Source organism: Lutibacter sp., assembly GCF_021647475.1.
Taxonomy (GTDB): domain Bacteria; phylum Bacteroidota; class Bacteroidia; order Flavobacteriales; family Flavobacteriaceae; genus Lutibacter.
Genome location: NZ_JAKIUR010000007.1, coordinates 66,959 through 84,578 on the forward strand (window position 1 = coordinate 66,959; position 17,620 = coordinate 84,578).

The 17,620-nt window shown below is 28.1% G+C and carries 18 protein-coding genes; 8 read left to right on the forward strand and 10 right to left on the reverse strand.

The features are described from left to right. Window positions 1-32: 32 nt before the first annotated feature. The 7 genes from L3J60_RS03030 (at window position 33) to L3J60_RS03060 (ending at window position 6,804) form a co-directional block, all read left to right on the forward strand. Window positions 33-1,346: a DEAD/DEAH box helicase gene (locus L3J60_RS03030; protein WP_291974008.1), complete on the forward strand. Its 1,314-nt coding sequence runs from the start codon at window positions 33-35 to the stop codon at window positions 1,344-1,346. A gap of 19 nt (window positions 1,347-1,365) precedes the next feature. Continuing rightward, on the forward strand, window positions 1,366-2,043 hold the full coding sequence (gene trmD, locus L3J60_RS03035) for a tRNA (guanosine(37)-N1)-methyltransferase TrmD (RefSeq protein WP_291974009.1): 678 nt from the start codon (window positions 1,366-1,368) through the stop codon (window positions 2,041-2,043). 87 nt (window positions 2,044-2,130) lie between these two features. After that, complete coding sequence (gene rplS / locus L3J60_RS03040) at window positions 2,131-2,481, forward strand: 50S ribosomal protein L19 (RefSeq protein WP_291974010.1); 351 nt, start codon at window positions 2,131-2,133, stop codon at window positions 2,479-2,481. Between the two features lie 718 nt (window positions 2,482-3,199). After that, window positions 3,200-4,426: an NADP-dependent isocitrate dehydrogenase gene (locus L3J60_RS03045; protein WP_291974011.1), complete on the forward strand. Its 1,227-nt coding sequence runs from the start codon at window positions 3,200-3,202 to the stop codon at window positions 4,424-4,426. Window positions 4,427-4,716: 290 nt separating this feature from the next. Beyond that, window positions 4,717-5,538, forward strand: coding sequence for an N-acetylmuramic acid 6-phosphate etherase (gene murQ / locus L3J60_RS03050; protein ID WP_291974012.1), 822 nt, complete (start codon window positions 4,717-4,719; stop codon window positions 5,536-5,538). Continuing rightward, window positions 5,525-5,752 (forward strand): DUF6095 family protein, encoded by a 228-nt coding sequence (locus tag L3J60_RS03055; RefSeq protein WP_291974013.1) that lies wholly within the window; start codon window positions 5,525-5,527, stop codon window positions 5,750-5,752. Before murQ ends, L3J60_RS03055 begins: the two co-directional genes overlap by 14 nt. Beyond that, window positions 5,749-6,804, forward strand: a complete 1,056-nt coding sequence (locus L3J60_RS03060) for a D-alanine--D-alanine ligase (protein ID WP_291974014.1) — start codon at window positions 5,749-5,751, stop codon at window positions 6,802-6,804. Before L3J60_RS03055 ends, L3J60_RS03060 begins: the two co-directional genes overlap by 4 nt. On the opposite strand, the gene L3J60_RS03065 is transcribed toward L3J60_RS03060, so the two are convergent. The 9 genes from L3J60_RS03065 to L3J60_RS03105 form a co-directional block, all read right to left on the reverse strand. Continuing rightward, a complete protein-coding gene (locus L3J60_RS03065; protein ID WP_291974015.1) occupies window positions 6,793-7,932 on the reverse strand; it encodes a gliding motility-associated C-terminal domain-containing protein in 1,140 nt (379 codons plus the stop codon). The genes L3J60_RS03060 and L3J60_RS03065 overlap by 12 nt on opposite strands. A 57-nt stretch (window positions 7,933-7,989) precedes the next feature. Next, entirely contained in the window at window positions 7,990-9,615 is a 1,626-nt protein-coding gene (locus L3J60_RS03070; protein WP_291974016.1) for a hypothetical protein, read from the reverse strand. A gap of 136 nt (window positions 9,616-9,751) precedes the next feature. Then, window positions 9,752-10,252 carry a DinB family protein gene (locus L3J60_RS03075; RefSeq protein ID WP_291974017.1) on the reverse strand — a complete coding sequence of 167 codons (501 nt, stop codon included), beginning with the start codon at window positions 10,250-10,252 and terminating at the stop codon, window positions 9,752-9,754. Between the two features lie 39 nt (window positions 10,253-10,291). Continuing rightward, window positions 10,292-10,906 (reverse strand): hypothetical protein, encoded by a 615-nt coding sequence (locus L3J60_RS03080; protein WP_291974018.1) that lies wholly within the window; start codon window positions 10,904-10,906, stop codon window positions 10,292-10,294. A 179-nt stretch (window positions 10,907-11,085) separates the two neighbouring features. Further along, window positions 11,086-12,546, reverse strand: a complete 1,461-nt coding sequence (locus tag L3J60_RS03085) for an oligosaccharide flippase family protein (RefSeq protein WP_291974019.1) — start codon at window positions 12,544-12,546, stop codon at window positions 11,086-11,088. After that, window positions 12,546-13,625 (reverse strand): UDP-N-acetylglucosamine 2-epimerase (non-hydrolyzing), encoded by a 1,080-nt coding sequence (gene wecB, locus L3J60_RS03090; protein WP_291974020.1) that lies wholly within the window; start codon window positions 13,623-13,625, stop codon window positions 12,546-12,548. The genes L3J60_RS03085 and wecB overlap by 1 nt, the downstream gene beginning before the upstream one ends. Then, the gene (locus L3J60_RS03095; RefSeq protein ID WP_291974021.1) at window positions 13,625-14,899 is read right to left on the reverse strand and encodes a glycosyl transferase family 1; all 1,275 of its coding nucleotides are present in this window, start codon (window positions 14,897-14,899) and stop codon (window positions 13,625-13,627) included. The genes wecB and L3J60_RS03095 overlap by 1 nt, the downstream gene beginning before the upstream one ends. After that, a complete protein-coding gene (locus L3J60_RS03100) occupies window positions 14,899-16,074 on the reverse strand; it encodes a glycosyltransferase family 4 protein (protein ID WP_291974022.1) in 1,176 nt (391 codons plus the stop codon). Before L3J60_RS03100 ends, L3J60_RS03095 begins: the two co-directional genes overlap by 1 nt. A gap of 8 nt (window positions 16,075-16,082) precedes the next feature. Continuing rightward, a complete protein-coding gene (locus tag L3J60_RS03105; RefSeq protein ID WP_291974023.1) occupies window positions 16,083-16,559 on the reverse strand; it encodes a methyltransferase in 477 nt (158 codons plus the stop codon). 310 nt (window positions 16,560-16,869) lie between these two features. Between L3J60_RS03105 and L3J60_RS03110 the strand changes: the two genes are divergently transcribed. After that, window positions 16,870-17,289, forward strand: a complete 420-nt coding sequence (locus L3J60_RS03110) for a two-component regulator propeller domain-containing protein (protein ID WP_291974024.1) — start codon at window positions 16,870-16,872, stop codon at window positions 17,287-17,289. A gap of 65 nt (window positions 17,290-17,354) precedes the next feature. Here L3J60_RS03110 and L3J60_RS03115 read toward each other — a convergent pair. Further along, window positions 17,355-17,620, reverse strand: a 266-nt coding sequence (locus L3J60_RS03115) for an IS30 family transposase (RefSeq protein ID WP_291974025.1), incomplete at its 5' end; no start/stop codon positions are given.

Sequence of the window (17,620 nt, forward strand, 5' to 3'; positions counted from 1 at the left end):
TAAAATCGATTTATTTAAGATACCTTTGCCAAATGGCAATAAACAAAAAAAATCAGGAAGAAATTCTAACTAAACTAGGCATTGAGAAATTAAATCAGATGCAGGATGATGCCCAAAAAGCAATTTCTTCTAATTCTGAAATCATTTTATTATCACCTACAGGAACAGGTAAAACGTTGGCTTTTTTATTACCTATTATTGCTGATATCAATCCGGAAATCAAAAACATACAAGTTTTAATTGTTGTACCTTCAAGAGAACTTGCTATTCAAATAGAACAAGTTATTAGAGAAATGGGAAGCGGTTACAAAGCTACCGCAGTTTATGGAGGAAGATCGGGTTCAAAAGATAAAATCGAATTGAAACATCCACCAACTATTTTAATTGGTACACCCGGAAGAATTGCTGACCACATAAATAGAGAAACCATTGACATTCAGCAAATTAAAATATTGGTATTGGATGAATTTGACAAATCTTTAGAAATTGGTTTTGAAGATGATATGAAGGATATTTTAATAAATCTTACTTCAGTTGATAAAAAAATATTAACCTCTGCTACTCAAAAAGTGAAAATTCCTTCTTTTATGAGACTCAAAAATCCAAAAAGATTAAATTATTTAAGCAAAAAAGGAATCAACCTAAAAATTCAAACCGTTGTTTCACTACAACAAAATAAATTAGATTCCTTAGAAAAAATATTAGGAGTTAACAGTAAAGGCAGCGGAATTATATTTTGCAATTTAAAAACAAGCATTCAAGTTGTAAGCGATTTTCTTTATAAAAAGCGAATTGACCACGGTTGTTTTTATGGAGATTTAGAACAATTAGATAGAGAACGTGCTTTGATAAAATTCAGAAATGGAACTCACAAAATATTAGTTGCTACAGATTTGGCCGCTCGAGGAATTGACATCCCAGAAATGGATTTTATTATTCATTATGAATTACCTACCCGACCTGATGAATTTATTCATAGAAACGGAAGAACTGCTCGTATGCATAGCAATGGAACTGCTTATATTTTAAAGTGGAAAAATGAAGAATTACCAATTTTCATAAAAGATACAGAAGAACTAAAAATTGAATCAACAAAAAAGCTAACGAACAGCAATTGGATAACACTTTATATTTCTGGCGGAAGAAAAGATAAAATTTCAAAAGGAGATATTGCTGGTTTATTTTTTAAGCAAGGAAAAATTAAAAAAGATGAATTAGGTGTTATTGAATTAAAGCAAGATTGTGCGTATGTTGCCGTTTCATCTTTAGATATTAATGCACTTATTTCTAAAGTAAACAATACAAAACTGAAAAAGAAAAAAGTTCGAATTAGCATTTTAAAATAACAACAAGTAACTTTGCCACATGCGAATTGATATTATAACCGTTTCACCAGAATTAATTAAAAGTCCGTTTGAATTTTCAATCATTAAACGCGCTATTGATAAAAAGTTGGTTGAAGTACATTTTCATGATTTAAGAACTTACGCTTTAAATGATTATGGTAAAATTGACGACTATCAATACGGTGGAGGTGCCGGAATGGTTTTAATGATTGAACCTATTGATGCATGTATTTCAAAACTAAAAACAGAAAGGACATATGACGAAATAATTTATATGACGCCCGATGCACCGACTTTAAATCAACAAACAGCAAATACACTATCACTTCATGAAAATATTATTATTCTTTGCGGACATTACAAAGGTGTAGATCAACGTGTTAGAGAGCTATTTATTACCAAAGAAATTTCAATAGGCGATTATGTTTTAAGTGGTGGCGAATTAGGAGCCGCTGTGCTCTGTGATACTATCATAAGATTAATTCCAGGTGTTTTAGGTGATGAAACTTCTGCGCTAACAGATTCTTTTCAAGACAATTTGCTATCACCACCTGTGTACACAAGACCATCAGAATATAAAAAGCTTAAGGTTCCTGAAGTTCTTTTATCTGGCAACTTTCCAAAAATAGAAGATTGGCGGAATGAAAAAGCGTTAGAACGAACAAAAAAAATAAGACCAGATTTGTTGGAAGACTAATCTTTTTTACTAAATTTGCACTCTCAAAATTAACCTCTGACGAAAATCGTGAATGTTGATTATTGAAAAACACTAAAAAAACATAAAATGGAAGGTTTAGTAAAATTTGTACAAGACGAATTTGTATCTAAAAACGAATTTCCTCAATTTCAAGCTGGAGATACTATTACAGTTTATTATGAAATTAGAGAAGGTGAAAAAAAGCGTACACAGTTTTTTAAAGGAACTGTAATTCAACGTAAAGGAGCTGGAGCTTCAGAAACATTTACCATTAGAAAAATATCTGGTACTGTTGGTGTAGAGCGTATTTTTCCAATTAACTTACCTGCAATTCAAAAAATTGAAGTTAACAAACACGGTAGAGTTCGTAGAGCACGTATTTTCTACTTTAGAGGTTTAACTGGTAAAAAAGCTAGAATTAAAGAAGAAAGACGTTAATTTTTTTTTAAAACTAAAAATTAAGAACCCGTATTAAGTTATTAATACGGGTTCCTTTGTTATAAACATTTGTTAATAACCATAGTTTATATCTTGTTGAAAGATAATAAGTTAAAAATTTGGATAATTATTTTTTGCATGGTTTCTTTACAAAAGAATTAACAGAGAAATCTTTTAAGGAATATTTGAAATGTAAATTTTAAAGATAACTAAAATAATTTTGATGCAAGTTCTAAATGTTCTTGAACATCGTTTTTAAAACTTAACTTTAAATAGTAATGTAGCCAGGTGTTTAGCATGAATAAATGGACACAAGTTTTAGAAACACATTAAAATAGTTATTTGAAGCAAGTAGTTTCTAGTAAACTGCAACAAAGTTTTAAGAGAACTATTTTAAGAAGCTACTTAATAATAAGAAGTTGATTTGTAAGAATTAAACAAGTTACATTAAAAATTGAAGCTGGCGTTGAGCTTTTAGAAGAACAACATTAAACTGAGCTGATTGAATTAATTGTAGACTTATTAAAAAAGAGCTTCAGCAAAAAGCCATAATAATGAGAAATCAATATTATGGCTTTTGTTTTTCTTATTTATATCCTAAAAACAGCTATCTATTTTTATTTTTTATTCAAAAAACATTGCTTATTTATACATTTTCCAAGGCAAATTTTCTTTACAATTTTAGTATCTTTGTTCCGCTTAATTTAAAACAAATATCATGACAAAAATAAAAGTAACCAACCCTGTTGTAGAACTTGACGGAGACGAAATGACTCGTATTATTTGGAAATTTATTAAAGATCAATTAATACTTCCTTATTTAGATTTAGACATAAAATACTATGATTTAGGAATAGAACATAGAGACAAAACTGATGATCAAGTTACCATTGACGCTGCTGAAGCAATTAAAAAATATAATGTAGGTATAAAATGTGCTACCATTACTCCAGATGAAGCTAGAGTTGAAGAATTTGGATTAAAAAAAATGTGGAAATCACCAAATGGAACACTTAGAAATATTGTTGGAGGAACTATATTTAGAGAGCCAATAATTATGAAAAATGTTCCTAGGTATGTACCAGGCTGGACCAAACCTATTTGTATTGGTCGTCATGCATTTGGAGACCAATATAAAGCAACTGATTTTGTAACCAAAGGAAAAGGGAAATTAACCTTAACTTTTACACCAGAAGATGGTTCGGCACCACAAGAACATGTAGTTTACAATTTTAAAGAAAATGGAGTTGCACAAGCCATGTATAATATTGATTCTTCTATTTATGGCTTTGCTCAATCAAGTTTTAATCAAGCATTAGTAAAAAAATGGCCTTTATACTTATCTACAAAAAATACTATTTTAAAAGCTTATGATGGTAGATTTAAAGATATATTTCAGGAAGTTTATGACAATGAATTTAAAGATAAATTTGAAAAAGCTGGCATAACTTATGAACATCGTTTAATTGATGATATGGTAGCTTCTGCAATGAAATGGCATGGTGGATTTGTTTGGGCTTGTAAAAACTATGATGGTGATGTACAGTCAGATACCGTTGCTCAAGGATTTGGATCATTAGGTTTAATGACTTCTGTATTAGTAACTCCTGATGGGAAAACGATGGAAGCAGAAGCCGCTCACGGAACTGTTACGCGTCACTACCGTCAACACCAATTAGGTAAAGAAACTTCTACAAATCCGTTAGCATCAATTTTTGCTTGGACTCGCGGTTTAGAACATCGTGGTAAATTAGATAACAATCAAAAGCTAGTTAACTTCTGTCATACACTTGAAAAAGTTTGTATTGATACCGTTGAAAGTGGTAAAATGACTAAAGATTTAGCTCTTCTAATTCACAAAGATAAAATGACTAGAGCCGATTATTTAAATACAGAAGAATTTTTGGCTGCTTTAAAAGTAAATTTAGATAAAGCATTAGCTTAATTTGAATTCAACTAAATAATTAAAAGAGGCTGTCTAAAAAGGTACAAAATTCGTCATTCTGAATTTATTTCAGAATCTCATCATACTGATTATCAATCATTATGAGAACCTGAAACGAGTTCAGGTTGACGTAAATTACACTTTTTGACAGCCTCTTTTTTATCCTACTTTTTTAAAATTATGGGAACAACTCAATCATATATTAATTCTTTTCATAAAATAAGACACAATAAGTTATTTGAAGTCACATTAATTATTATAAATTCTTTTCTATTTAGTATTTTTGAAATATGAACTTTATAAAAACAACAGAACAAACATCAAATTATAAACATTTGGAAAAAATGAGTATATTAGAACTATTATCTAATATTAATACTGAGGATAAAACAATTCCTTATGCTGTTGAAAAAGTAATTCCAAAAATTGAAAACCTTGTTATTAAAATTGTTCAAAAATTAAAAAATAATGGTAGAGTTTTTTATGTGGGAGCTGGAACTAGCGGTAGATTAGGAATTTTAGATGCTTCAGAATGCCCACCTACTTTTGGAGTTTCTCAAAATGTATTTATAGGTATCATTGCAGGTGGAGATACTGCAATAAGAACAGCCGTAGAATTTGCCGAAGATTCCACTACTCAATGTTGGGAAGATTTAAAAAAATTTAAAATCAATAAAAATGATGTGGTTATTGGTATAGCTGCATCTGGCACAACTCCGTATGTAACAAATGGTATAAAAAAATGCAATGAAAACAACATAATTACAGGTTGTATAACTTGTAACCTAAATTCTCCTTTAGCAATTGAAGCAAAATATCCTATTGAAGTTGTAGTAGGTCCAGAATTTGTTACTGGAAGCTCTAGAATGAAAGCAGGTACTGCCCAAAAATTAATTCTTAATATGATTTCTACAAGTGCAATGATTAAATTGGGGAAAATAAAAGATAATAAAATGGTGGATATGCAATTGAGTAATCATAAATTAATAAAACGAGGAACAAAAATGTTAATGGATGAACTTTCAATTTCCAAAGAAAAAGCTATTGAAATATTAAATAAGTATGAAAATGTAAGGAATGCTTTAAAAAACTACCAAAATGAAAACCAATAAGAATACCTTGTTAAAGGGATTAAAATATGAAGTTATTGCCTTGCCGTTGCTTTTAGCATCTCCTATACTTATAAGCATAGGATTTAAAGCTATAAAACATCAACAGAACTATTGGTGGTTAATAGCAGGTATATTATTAGCCTTAACAGCAGTTATTATTGGTTTTTTAGGAATAAAAATACTATTAAATGCACTTTTTGATAAAGATGAATGAACATAAACAAACTACATAAATTGTTGAATTGGGAATATTGGCCGTCATTTATGTTTTATATTCCAAATGTTCCTTATGGAATTTATTTGGCCATTAAATCTAAAAGTTTAACCTTTTTTACAGCTACAAATCCTGCTTTAAATTTTGCAGGAAACGGAACTGAATCTAAATTTGATACCATAAAATTAATACCAAAAAAATACAGACCTACCACCTTATTTATAAAAAAGAATAAATCTATTAATGAAGTTATAAAAGAAATCAATAATTTAAAGTTACAATATCCATTAATAATAAAACCCGATATTGGTTTTAAAGGATTATTAGTTAAACAAATACATGCTGAAATTGAACTTAAAGAATATATCAAAAAAAATAATTGCATAAACTTATTAATACAGGAGTTTGTTGATTACAAAAATGAATGTGGTATTTTTTATCATCGATTACCAACTTCAAAAAGTGGTAAAATAACCTCTATTACTTTAAAAACATTTCCGTTTGTAAAAGGCGATGGCAAATTAAATTTAAAACAACTTATTGAAAACGATAAGCGTGCAATAAATTATCTAGATTTATATTCAAATCTACATCACAATTATAATACTGTATTAAAAAAAGATGAAGTTAAAATTTTAAACGTTTTAGGAAATCATTGTAAAGGAGCAGAATTCAAAAATGGTAATTATCTAATATCCAAAGATTTAGAACTTATTTTTGATGATATTTTAAAAGATATTCCTAAATTTTATTACGGAAGATTAGACATAAAATACGACACCTTTGAAGATTTATTGAATAAGGAAAATTTTAAAATTATAGAAATAAACGGAATTATATCTGAACCAACACATATTTATGATGCTTCAAAAACATCTTATTTTAAAGCTTTAAGAGAAATTAGAAAGCATTGGAAAATCATTTATGAAATTTCAAAATCCAATCATTTAAATAATCAAATTCAATTTAATTCTCCTACTGATTTTTTAAAAAGTTTGTGGAGCTTAAAAAAGTATATGCAATTAATTAAATCTAAAAAACTATCGGTTTAAATAAATATAACCTGTCCATTTTTTATATTCATCATGAAAATCTAAAACATAAAAATAAACACCAACAGGCAAACCTTCTGTTTTTTTAATGGTTAGTTTATTATTTGAAGTACCATCCCAAGTATTATTATAATTTTTTTTACTATATACTAAAGCTCCCCAACGATTATAAATTCTTAAAGTATTATTTGGCCGTAATGCTAAACCTTCTATAGTAAACGTATCATGTATTCCATCTCCATTTGGTGAAAAACCATAATTGTACGTTGCAAAACTTGTTTCAGCTAAAACCTCTCTAAAATCTGCACCAATCGTTATAATTTCATAATTAGCTGGAATAAACTTATTAGATTTTACAGAACCACTTTCTAAATCACCTTGTTTATCAACTGCTCCTAAATCTTCCCATTCCTGTTCTTCTTTATCCCAACCAACAACTCTTAAATTTTCAATATCACTAGTAATATCTTTAATTTTACTGTTTTCATTCCAAGTTAAAATAATAGTTGTTTCATCTTTACCATTTAAATCCCAAAACTCTGTAGTATTAATAAACCCGAGCATTTTGGATATTTTATTTGTATTAAACTGTTTATTAAATGTACTAGGATTATTAGGATTTTCTTTAAAATAAGCCCCTTGATATAATGTATTAGCTACTTGAAAAGGCAAAATCATAGGTCTTAATTCATCATCATCTCCAACAGGAAAAACAAATTCTCCCTCATTTTCACTAGCAACATAACCATCCACATATTCAAAATCACTTTCACCAGAATAGACATTATAGTTTATAAAATCTAATGACACACTTAAATCAGATTTAGGTGTAACTATTTTACCATTTATAAAGGAAAAATTATTTTTTACACCTAAAGAAGTGTATAGTTCTAAGTTATCATTTACAGCGACTTCAACATTATTAAAAATAGCCTCATTAGCTCCAGATACAGACAAAGAATTATCATCATTATAAAATCCTGCTAGTCCTTCATTCACATCAAAATTTCCATCATTAACTAAATTTGTATGAAAACCAATTTTTCCATCAGCATGTATTTGGACATTGCCAAAATTTTGAAAAGCAGTTTGTGCTTTTATGTTTTGAATACCTAGATAGATAATCAAAATGGTGAGTTTTATTAATATTTTTTTTGAATTATGCATTCGAACAATCATATATTATTATAAATCTAGTATTGTAAACATAAATTCAGAATCAAATCTAGTTCTATCCGATCCTCCGTTATCATTATCACCAACAATAATTTCAAAGCTTGTTGTAGTTTGGTTGTTATAAGAAATTCCTGGATCATCAGCACCAGCTCCTCCTCTACCTGGCTGGCTTAATTGAATAATATAATTAGCATCAGACACCATTCCTGAAGGTAAGTTAACTCTATAACGTCCTTTAGATATACGTGTAATTGTAATTCCAGATGTTGCCTTAAGGATATTTCCGTTTCCAGCTATTTTACCTATCGCTTTTATTGGACTTTTATAAAACGCTCCTCCATCAGTTCCAACACTAATACTATTATTAGCATTTGTACTTACAACATTGGCAGTTTGGTTTGTACTATTTTCATTTGTATAAGTAATTACACCATTTGTTGTATTTTGGTTTAAGTTTGTAATAACAGAACTAGGGACAGTAACTGTTCCTCCTCCATTACTTAAAGTAATATCGTTTCCACTTATACTTAAAGTCTGAAGTTCATTCGACGAGTTATTATCATTATCTACAACCGATATGGTTCCTCCTCCATTGCTTAACGTTACATTTGTTCCGCTTTGTGTTAAACTTTGTAACTCATTCGTAGAATCTGAATCTGAATCATTTACATTTAAACTTATTGTTGAGCCATTGGCAATGGAAATATTCCCTGAAGTGCCATCTGTTGAAATATCCTGTGCATCCGTGTTATCTAAATAACTGCTTAAATCGGCTGTAGTATCTGAGCCTGTTCCGTTTGCCAAGGTTAATGTGTTTCCTGTTAAGCCTATCGTTTGTGCATCGGTATTATCTAAATAGCTACTCAAATCTACTGTAACTGGATTTCCATTTTCTATCGCTATCGTTAATACATTTCCTGTGATGGTGGCACTCGTTAAATTTTGATTGTCCGTATTATCTAGATAAGCACTCAAATCTACTGTAACTGGATTTCCATTTTCTATCGCTATTGTTAATACATTTCCTGTGATACTTGCACTCGTTAAATTTTGATTATCCGTATTATCTAAATAAGCACTTAAATCTACTGTAACTGGATTTCCATTTTCTATCGCTATTGTTAATACATTTCCTGTGATGGTGGCACTCGTTAAGTTTTGATTGTCTGTTCCTGAATTGTTTAAACTACTTAAATCTATCGTAGTTGTTCCACCTGCATCTGTTAGATTTAAATCCGTGCCTGTTAATGTCGCACTAGTCAATAACTCATTCGTGTCATTATTTACATAACTGCTTAAATCTACCGTGCCCCCATTTTCAAGTGTTAAAATGTTTGAAGTGTTATTAAAAGTTAAGTTTTGATTGTCTGTACCAGAATTACACAAACTTTTCCAAGAAGAACCTTCATAAATAAAAATACATTTATCATCTGTATTAAATACCATTGCTCCATCTAAAGGTTGAATAGCATTCATATTAGATGTGGTCATTTTATTTAATACAAATACTTTATTTGAACTTTCTAGCTCTAAAAGTGAATTAGCATTAATTTGTGAAGGATTGTTTCCTATTTTAACTTGACTAAAAACTGATAAGTTAATTAGCAATAGAATTAGTAGGGTTACTTTTTTCATTATTGGGGGGGATTTAAAAAACGGACAAAACTATCGTCTAAAATATTTATAAACAATATTTTAGATGAAAAAAATTATTTTTTTTAACAAATGGAATGATTTTAGGAATAAATGGAATGTTAATTTTAATATCTTATTAGTTATTGTTTAAATTATGATGTTTTGGCGTAGTTGGATTAAACCCAAAATCATCATCAGGTAGCTTTATACCCAATTGAGAAATTATATAACCAACGCTTGCAAAATGATGAATTGCATGGCTATGAGCCTGAATTAAAATAGCAGCCAATGTATAATTTACAGTTTCTTTTCCTAATCCTAAATCGTCAGTAACCTTTATTATTTTATCAAAATCATCTTTATCAAGATTCTGCAGTTTTTGTTTGATTTCTTCAAAATAATTTATTCCTTTAGAAGTGTGTAGCTCAATTATACTATTTCTACTTCTATTTATTAGATTAATATTTTCAGTTGGTAATCCTTCAAAAACACAATCAAAAATATCTAAAATATGACGTATATGACTCCCAATACTTGAATAATATGGAGCAATAGAAGTATTACTATACTGTTCATCTGTAATTTGAGTTAACAGTTTAATTCCTTTATCCAAATTTTTTTCAATAGCTTTAATCATATATAATTTCTGACATTAAACGCAAATTATAAAATTAAATTAACTCAGTAATTTAACTAATGTTAAAATTCCTAAAAACAAAAATAAAACGCTTAACAAAATATTGATATTTTTAGCAATAAATGAAACTTTACTCTTAATAATTTTAGCAAATACAATATAAGTATAAAATAATAAAAAGGCTCCGATAGACGCCCCAATTACAAATAATAAAATAAATGGTTGCTTAATAATTATTTTATGAATAGATGCTAAATAAATACTTAAACCAAGATAAAATGGTATTGCTAACATATTTATCGCAGACATTAAAACACCTCTAAATATATAATTCGTTTTATTGTTAGTAGTATTTGTTTTAAATTCCTTTCTCGACATATAAAAAAAGAAAATTGCCAGTATAAAAAAAACAAATACTCCAGCTATTTTCAACCTATTAATAATTTCTGGATTTTTTACTAAATAATCTGCAAATAACAAGGCAACTCCTGCCTGAATAAAAACTACAGTAGCAGCTCCAAAAGCAAACTTTACAGCATTATTTTTAGAGGTAGTTAAACTAATTTTTAATGCTGTCATATTTAACATTCCGGGAGAAATTAAGCCCAAATATCCCATTATTAAGCCATAAAAAAAGTGAATTATGTAGATCATTTTTTAAAATTTTGACAAATATTATGTTTTATTCTATATAGGTTGTAACAAAAATTACATATACGTTCTTTTTGTAGCTGTACTTTTACACCTAAGAAAACCTAATTATAATACTGCTGAAATTAGGAGTTATCTTGATTTTTCATAACTAAAACCACTATTTTTAATAGTGGTTTTTTTTATCTTTTAGGTATATATTTAGTCATTAACTCACTTATATCATTAGAAATTTTTAATTTTTTTATTATTATTAAATACAAAATACTAATTATTAAACTTTTTACTATTATAGTTATCAATGGATTAAAACTAGATTTTAAATAGCCAAAACTAATAAACAAAATAATAATTACTATAATTAATTTAATAGTTTTAACTGTAAATGGCTGAATATTTAATTTCATTTTAATAAAGATAATTTTAAAAATTCCATAAAAAACTACCACTATAAAAGTTGCTAAGGCTGCTCCATTAATTCCCATAACAGCAATTAACCAATGATTTAACGCGATAACACTCAACGCCATTGCCAATGATATATAAAAAAACACTTTATAAAATTTAGAATTCACTAAAATGGCATTACCCGTACCTAAAGCCAACTCTATCAATTTTGCACATGAAATTATATAAACAACCCAAATTCCTTTAGTAAACTGTGGCTTATTAATTAATTGATATAATTCATTGATATTCAAATTTATAAGCAAGAAAAATAAGCCGCCTACTACTAATAAATTTATTGAAGATTGCTTATACAAATTAGCCATTTCCCCTATTTTATTTTCATTCATTCCTTTTGCTACAATCGGAGTTGTAATTTGTTGCATGGCTCTTGTTGGTATGGCAATTACACTTGCAATATAAATTCCCACCGCATAATAGGCTACTTCCGAAATTTTTTCCATTTGAGGAATCATAAATTTATCAATTTCTAATAATATTCCGGCGGCTGAACCTGCCACTAAAATATAAATTGAAAAGGATACAATTTCTTTTAAATTTTTTGGAAGTTTTAAATGAAAAGAAGGCTTATAAACCTTCAAAGCAAATACCAACATTATTAAGGTGCGAATACCATAAACCAACACTATTGCATAAATAAACTGCTCGTTACTTAACCCATTAAAATAAACAGCAAATAATAAAATAGTTACACAAACTCTAGCAAATATTTCTTTAATAAAATTTCCAAAAACTGATTTAAAATGTACTTTAGTCCAAGCATAAAACACTTCAAAATAACCCATAAATACAGCTATTATAAAAATTAAAAAAGTGTATTTTTTTATTAAATGATTTTCAGAAGATATCCAAGTTGCAATAGTTTCATAAAAATAAGCTCCTATTATCCCTAAAGGAATAATAACCAATAATGGTAACAATAGCGTTGTGGTTAAAAAGGAATCTTTCTCTAATTTTGATTTATAATTTGAGAAGAATTTTATAATGGTATGCTGCATTCCTAGAGCTACTAACGGCAATAAAATATTTGCACTTGACAATAAAAAAGTAACGAGTCCGAAATAGTTTTCTTGTAAAAAATGAGTATATAAAAACAACACATTTACCGCACCAATAGTAAATCCTAAAAAAAGAATTAATGTGTTTTTAAATGATTGTTTTAATACAATTCCCATTATAAAATTGAAAGTATTTCATTATAAATTTTATCTCCTACATTATTACCAAATAGAGGTTTATCAAAATTTAAATCCACATTTTGAAAGCGTTCAAAAGCATTTTCAATTTTACCTGAATTAGCACCACAAATAACCGCAAAATTATTTTCTACCAATTCAATCCATTCCGTTTCTTGCCTTGCAATTATACACGCTTTTTTATTATAAAAAGCCTCTTTTTGCAATCCACCACTATCAGTTACCACTAAATTACAATACTTTAATAATTGCAACATATCAAAATAACCAACTGGTTGAATGAAGGTTATGTTAAATTTTAAATTGTTTTTTTCTAAAATAGCTTTTGTTCTAGGATGAATTGGCATTATTACTTTCATCTTCTTATTAATGCCTTCTAATCCTTTAAAAATAGTTTTTAATTTCTCTAAAGAATTTGTGTTTTCTTGCCTGTGAATAGTTGCTAATACAAATTTATTTTGTTCCAAATTTAAATCCGTAATAATTGAAGATTTTTCAGAAGCTATTACACTATAAAATTTAACCGCATCCTTCATTATATCACCTGTTTGAATTACTTTGCAATTAAAATAATCAAATCCTTCTTGTTTTAAATTTTTGATTGCATTTTTGGTAGGGCAACATAATAAATCTGAAATTCTATCAGTTAATATTCTGTTTATTTCTTCAGGCATTTCCATATTAAAAGAACGTAAACCAGCTTCGACATGAGCGATTTTAATATTCATTTTTTTAGCAGCTAAAGCTCCAGCTAAAGTAGAATTAGTATCACCATAAACCACAACCAATTCAGGCTTTTCTTTATCTAAAATTTCTTCAATTTTTTGAAGCATTAAACCTGTCATTGCTCCATGATTCATGGTATTAATTCCCAAGTTATAAATTGGTTCTGGAATTTGCATTTCATCAAAAAAAACAGCACTCATATTAGCATCAAAATGTTGACCGGTATGCACTAAAACTTCTTCAATTTCATTATTTTGAGCAATAATTCTGCTTAAAACTGCTGCTTTAATAAATTGAGGCCGAGCTCCAACTATGGTTACAATTTTTTTCATTAAGTAATAGCTTTTATTATGGTTGCCACTTTTCCGGTTAATTCCTTTCTATGGTATTGCCCAATATTTTTAGATTTTATTTTTAAATTTTCATTTTTATATAAAGAATACCACGCTAAAATAGTACTTTTTAACAACTCTTTATCTTGAAAATCAACCACAATACCAGATTCAGTTTCATATATAATAGTTGCTAAATCTCCATTTTTTGGTGCAATTGCCAAAATGGGTCGTTTTGCTTTAAGATATTCAAATATTTTACCTGTAATAATTCCTTTGGCACTTGGCACATTATTTACCACCAACAATAGAAATTGCGATTTATTTTGAAAATTATCAATTTTATTATGAGGAAGATAATCAATAATAGTAACCTTTTTATTCAAGCTGTTTTCTGAAATACTGCCTAAAATATCTTTATCAATTTTCCCCACTAAATTAATATTCAAATCTTTTAAAAATTGTGAATTTTCTGTCCCAATTTCTTTTAAAACTTTCCACAATAAAATAGGGTTTCTATCAGCGTTCATCAATCCAATATGAGTAATAGAGAATTTGGAATCTAAATTCACTTTTTCATCAGCTATTTCACCGTCAAAACCATTGGTAACGATTTTAATATTTTTATTAAATTTTAAATAATTTTGTTTCATAGTTTCACCAACAACCATAATAACATCAGCATTTTTTACTACTTCTTCTTCTAAAAATAAATGTTTTTTTAAAGATTTTTTAGTTAATGGTAAATGATGAAAATAATCAATATCCGTCCAAGGATCTCTAAAATCTGCAATCCATTTAAGCTGTAATTCTTCTTTTAATTTTAAGCCAATTAAATGCGTGCTGTGTGGTGGACCCGTAGAAATAACTACATCAACTGGATTATTTTTTAAATAATTTTTTAAATAATTTACAGAAGGATTAATCCAAAATTTGCGAGCATCGGGTATAAAATAATTGGCTCTAATATATTGTAATATTCCGCCAAAAAAAGAAGGTTTACTATTTAAAAATCCAGCAGATTGTTTTTGATGTTTTTTACGAAAAGAAAATAGGTTATTTGGTTCCCAAATAGGTTGCTTTAATATTTCAATTCCATTAGGGATTTCATTTAAAAGCGATTTATCAATAAGTGGATAAGCCGGATTTTTAATCGTATAAATAATAGGTTCAATATCAAAATTATGAAAATATTTTGCAAATTTCAGCCAACGTTGCACTCCAGAGCCTCCAGCAGGTGGCCAGTAATAAGTTATTATTAAAGCACGTTTCACTAGTTAATGTTTTTGTATAAATCTATTAATTTTTCTGAAGTTTTTTCCCAATTAAACTCGTTTTCAATAAACTGTTTTCCTTTAATGCCTAATTCCTTTCTTAAGTTTTTATTTTCATATAATTTTAAAACTTTTTCAGCAAAATCTGAAATATCTTTTTCTTTATGAACTAAACCAGAATTTACCTTTTTAATTAATTTTTTTTGAGCTATGGCATTACTTACCAACAAAGGTTTCCCAAAACTCATGTATTGAAATAATTTATTTGCATAGGCAACATCATGTTGCTTATTTCTGTACAATGGTGATATGCAAATGGTACTTGCTTTAATATACGAAGAAAATAACGCTACATTTTGCCAACCTTCAAAATCTACATAATCATCTAGTTTTAATTTAGTTACCTCATCAAATAAAATATAATCCGTAGTATTACTACCTACAATTACCAATTTAACATTGGGTATTTTTTTAATTAATTGTGGCATAGCTTTTATAGCGGTTAACAAACCTCTTCTAATTGCCGTATCTCCCAAATATAAAATTACAAAATTGTCTTTATATTTATTTAAAATGGAATTATTAATTTTAGCATTAGTATAAAATTCTTTTTGTACTGTGTTTGGGACTAGTACTATTTTGTTTTTTGAAATACTAGTTCTTTGAATCACTTCATCAATAAATTCTTGAGAAACTGTACAAATTTTAGTAGCTTTTTTAATGAACTCTTCTTCTTTTTTCTTCCATTTAAAAGGAGAAATTAACTGTTTCCCCGGGAATTTTTGAAGATGAGGATAAAACTTAATCACCTCTGGCATATTATCATGTAAGTCTAAAACAGTGGGTAAATTAAACTTTTTGTTAGCTTTAAAAACTGCTTCAGCAATTTGCATATCATGTATATGAATTGCTTGAATTTTATTCTTATCTAAAAATCTTTTTATTTTTTTAGCCATGATATAGCTATAAAAAGGAATCGTATAAACGAGTGCTGAAGACTTATAAATGAGTTTGTTAGAAGTATATCTTTTTATATTAATTCCGTTTATAATTTCCTCTTTTTTTTGATTTCCATAAGTTAAACAAAACAAATACACTTCAAACCCATTATTTATTAAAGAAATGGCTTCATTTTCCACACGTGGATCTGGTGGAAACGTTTTGTCCAAAATCATTCCAATTCTCATTTCAATTTCTTTTCGGCATAAACTGCATAATAACGAGGTGTAAATTTTCTTAATATTGGTCTAATTCCAATTTTATTTATTGGGCTAGTCCACTTTTTTGTTTTTTTAATATCCCAACCAGATTTTTCTAATAACCAGTCAAATTGCCAATCTTCAAACTCATGGTAATGCCTATCCCACATATCCGTATTGCTTTTATAAGCACCTGCAAACCATAGTTTTAAAGGGATTGTAGTTATTAGCTTATTGCATTTTATTTCTTTTAAAATATTATACGGAGCTATTAAATGCTCAAATATTTCAAATGCCGTAACCGCATCTATATCCTTATATTTTACAGAAGTATAAATATCATCTAAATCTTCTCCATTGGTATTAATTACTTTATACCCATTTTCTTCCATTAAAATACTTAGTTGATTCCTAACACCTAAATCTAAAATTGTTGCGGGTGCTGGTAATACTAATTTCAAAAAATCAATAGTATTTTTATATCTTTTTAAATGTATTGTACTGTTTTTCAATTGAATATAAAATTAATTTAATGTTTACAATATATACAATTAAATTGAATTTAAATTGAATTTCATGAAGTAAAAAAGTGCATTAAAAATGCACTTTAAATATCTTTTTCTGCTTATCTTCCTCTTTATTATTGATATCGAGTGTAAGATACAACCAATTAAACCGAATTAAAACCTTAAACTCACCAACGACCATTTAAAAGTAATTACCGTTGACTTTTATTTAATAAGCGTTATCTTTGGAATGAAGAACTTTAAAATGAAGCACTTTTTACGTTTAACCTTACTTTTTTTATTTTTTTATAATCCTGCTTTTAGTCAAATACCAGGATTAACCCAATTTACCACAAGTAATGGCTTGCCAAGTAACACGGTTTATGATATTATAAATGACGAAACTGGTTTCCTTTGGATTGCTACCGATTATGGCATTAGCAAATTTGATGGAGTATCGTTTACAAATTATACTGTTGTAAATGGTTTGCCTGGGAATGAAATTTTATTCTTTTTTAAAGACTCAAAAAAACGAATCTGGATGGTTTCCTTTAATGGAAACTTGGGATTTATTCAAAATGGAAATTTTCATAACAAAAACACTGATCCCTCTTGGATTCAAGGTTCTAACGCAACAAAGCGTTTATTCTTTTTAGTTAAACATTACTCAAATATACGAGTTTAAATTTGATTTTAAAATGTGGCATTATTGAAATAGAATAACGCTCCTTTGGTCGCGTTATTTCCAGTTCAACAAGCCGTTAAATCATCATCATATTTTTTCATTTTGTGGTTTAACAATTCGGATTGAAAAACTTCATTAGGAGTTCTGTATCCAAGTACTTTTCTGGGTCTGTTATTTAGTTTTTTTTGAACTATTTTTAATTGCTTTTCTGTGACCTTTTTAAAGTCTGTTCCTTTAGGAAAAAAGCGTCTGATTAGACCATTGGTATTTTCATTGGTTCCTCTCTCCCACGATGAATATGGATGTGCAAAATAAACAGGCATATTAGTGT

Bases quoted from the DNA above. Each gene is read 5' to 3' on its own strand.
- L3J60_RS03030 (WP_291974008.1), top strand. From the start codon at position 33: ATGGCAATAAACAAAAAAAATCAGGAAGAAATTCTAACTAAACTAGGC.
- trmD (WP_291974009.1), top strand. From the start codon at position 1,366: ATGCGAATTGATATTATAACCGTTTCACCAGAATTAATTAAAAGTCCG.
- rplS (WP_291974010.1), top strand. From the start codon at position 2,131: ATGGAAGGTTTAGTAAAATTTGTACAAGACGAATTTGTATCTAAAAAC.
- L3J60_RS03045 (WP_291974011.1), top strand. From the start codon at position 3,200: ATGACAAAAATAAAAGTAACCAACCCTGTTGTAGAACTTGACGGAGAC.
- murQ (WP_291974012.1), top strand. From the start codon at position 4,717: ATGAACTTTATAAAAACAACAGAACAAACATCAAATTATAAACATTTG.
- L3J60_RS03055 (WP_291974013.1), top strand. From the start codon at position 5,525: ATGAAAACCAATAAGAATACCTTGTTAAAGGGATTAAAATATGAAGTT.
- L3J60_RS03060 (WP_291974014.1), top strand. From the start codon at position 5,749: ATGAACATAAACAAACTACATAAATTGTTGAATTGGGAATATTGGCCG.
- L3J60_RS03070 (WP_291974016.1), bottom strand. From the start codon at position 9,615: ATGAAAAAAGTAACCCTACTAATTCTATTGCTAATTAACTTATCAGTT.
- L3J60_RS03075 (WP_291974017.1), bottom strand. From the start codon at position 10,252: ATGATTAAAGCTATTGAAAAAAATTTGGATAAAGGAATTAAACTGTTA.
- L3J60_RS03080 (WP_291974018.1), bottom strand. From the start codon at position 10,906: ATGATCTACATAATTCACTTTTTTTATGGCTTAATAATGGGATATTTG.
- L3J60_RS03085 (WP_291974019.1), bottom strand. From the start codon at position 12,546: ATGGGAATTGTATTAAAACAATCATTTAAAAACACATTAATTCTTTTT.
- wecB (WP_291974020.1), bottom strand. From the start codon at position 13,625: ATGAAAAAAATTGTAACCATAGTTGGAGCTCGGCCTCAATTTATTAAA.
- L3J60_RS03100 (WP_291974022.1), bottom strand. From the start codon at position 16,074: ATGATTTTGGACAAAACGTTTCCACCAGATCCACGTGTGGAAAATGAA.
- L3J60_RS03110 (WP_291974024.1), top strand. From the start codon at position 16,870: ATGAAGCACTTTTTACGTTTAACCTTACTTTTTTTATTTTTTTATAAT.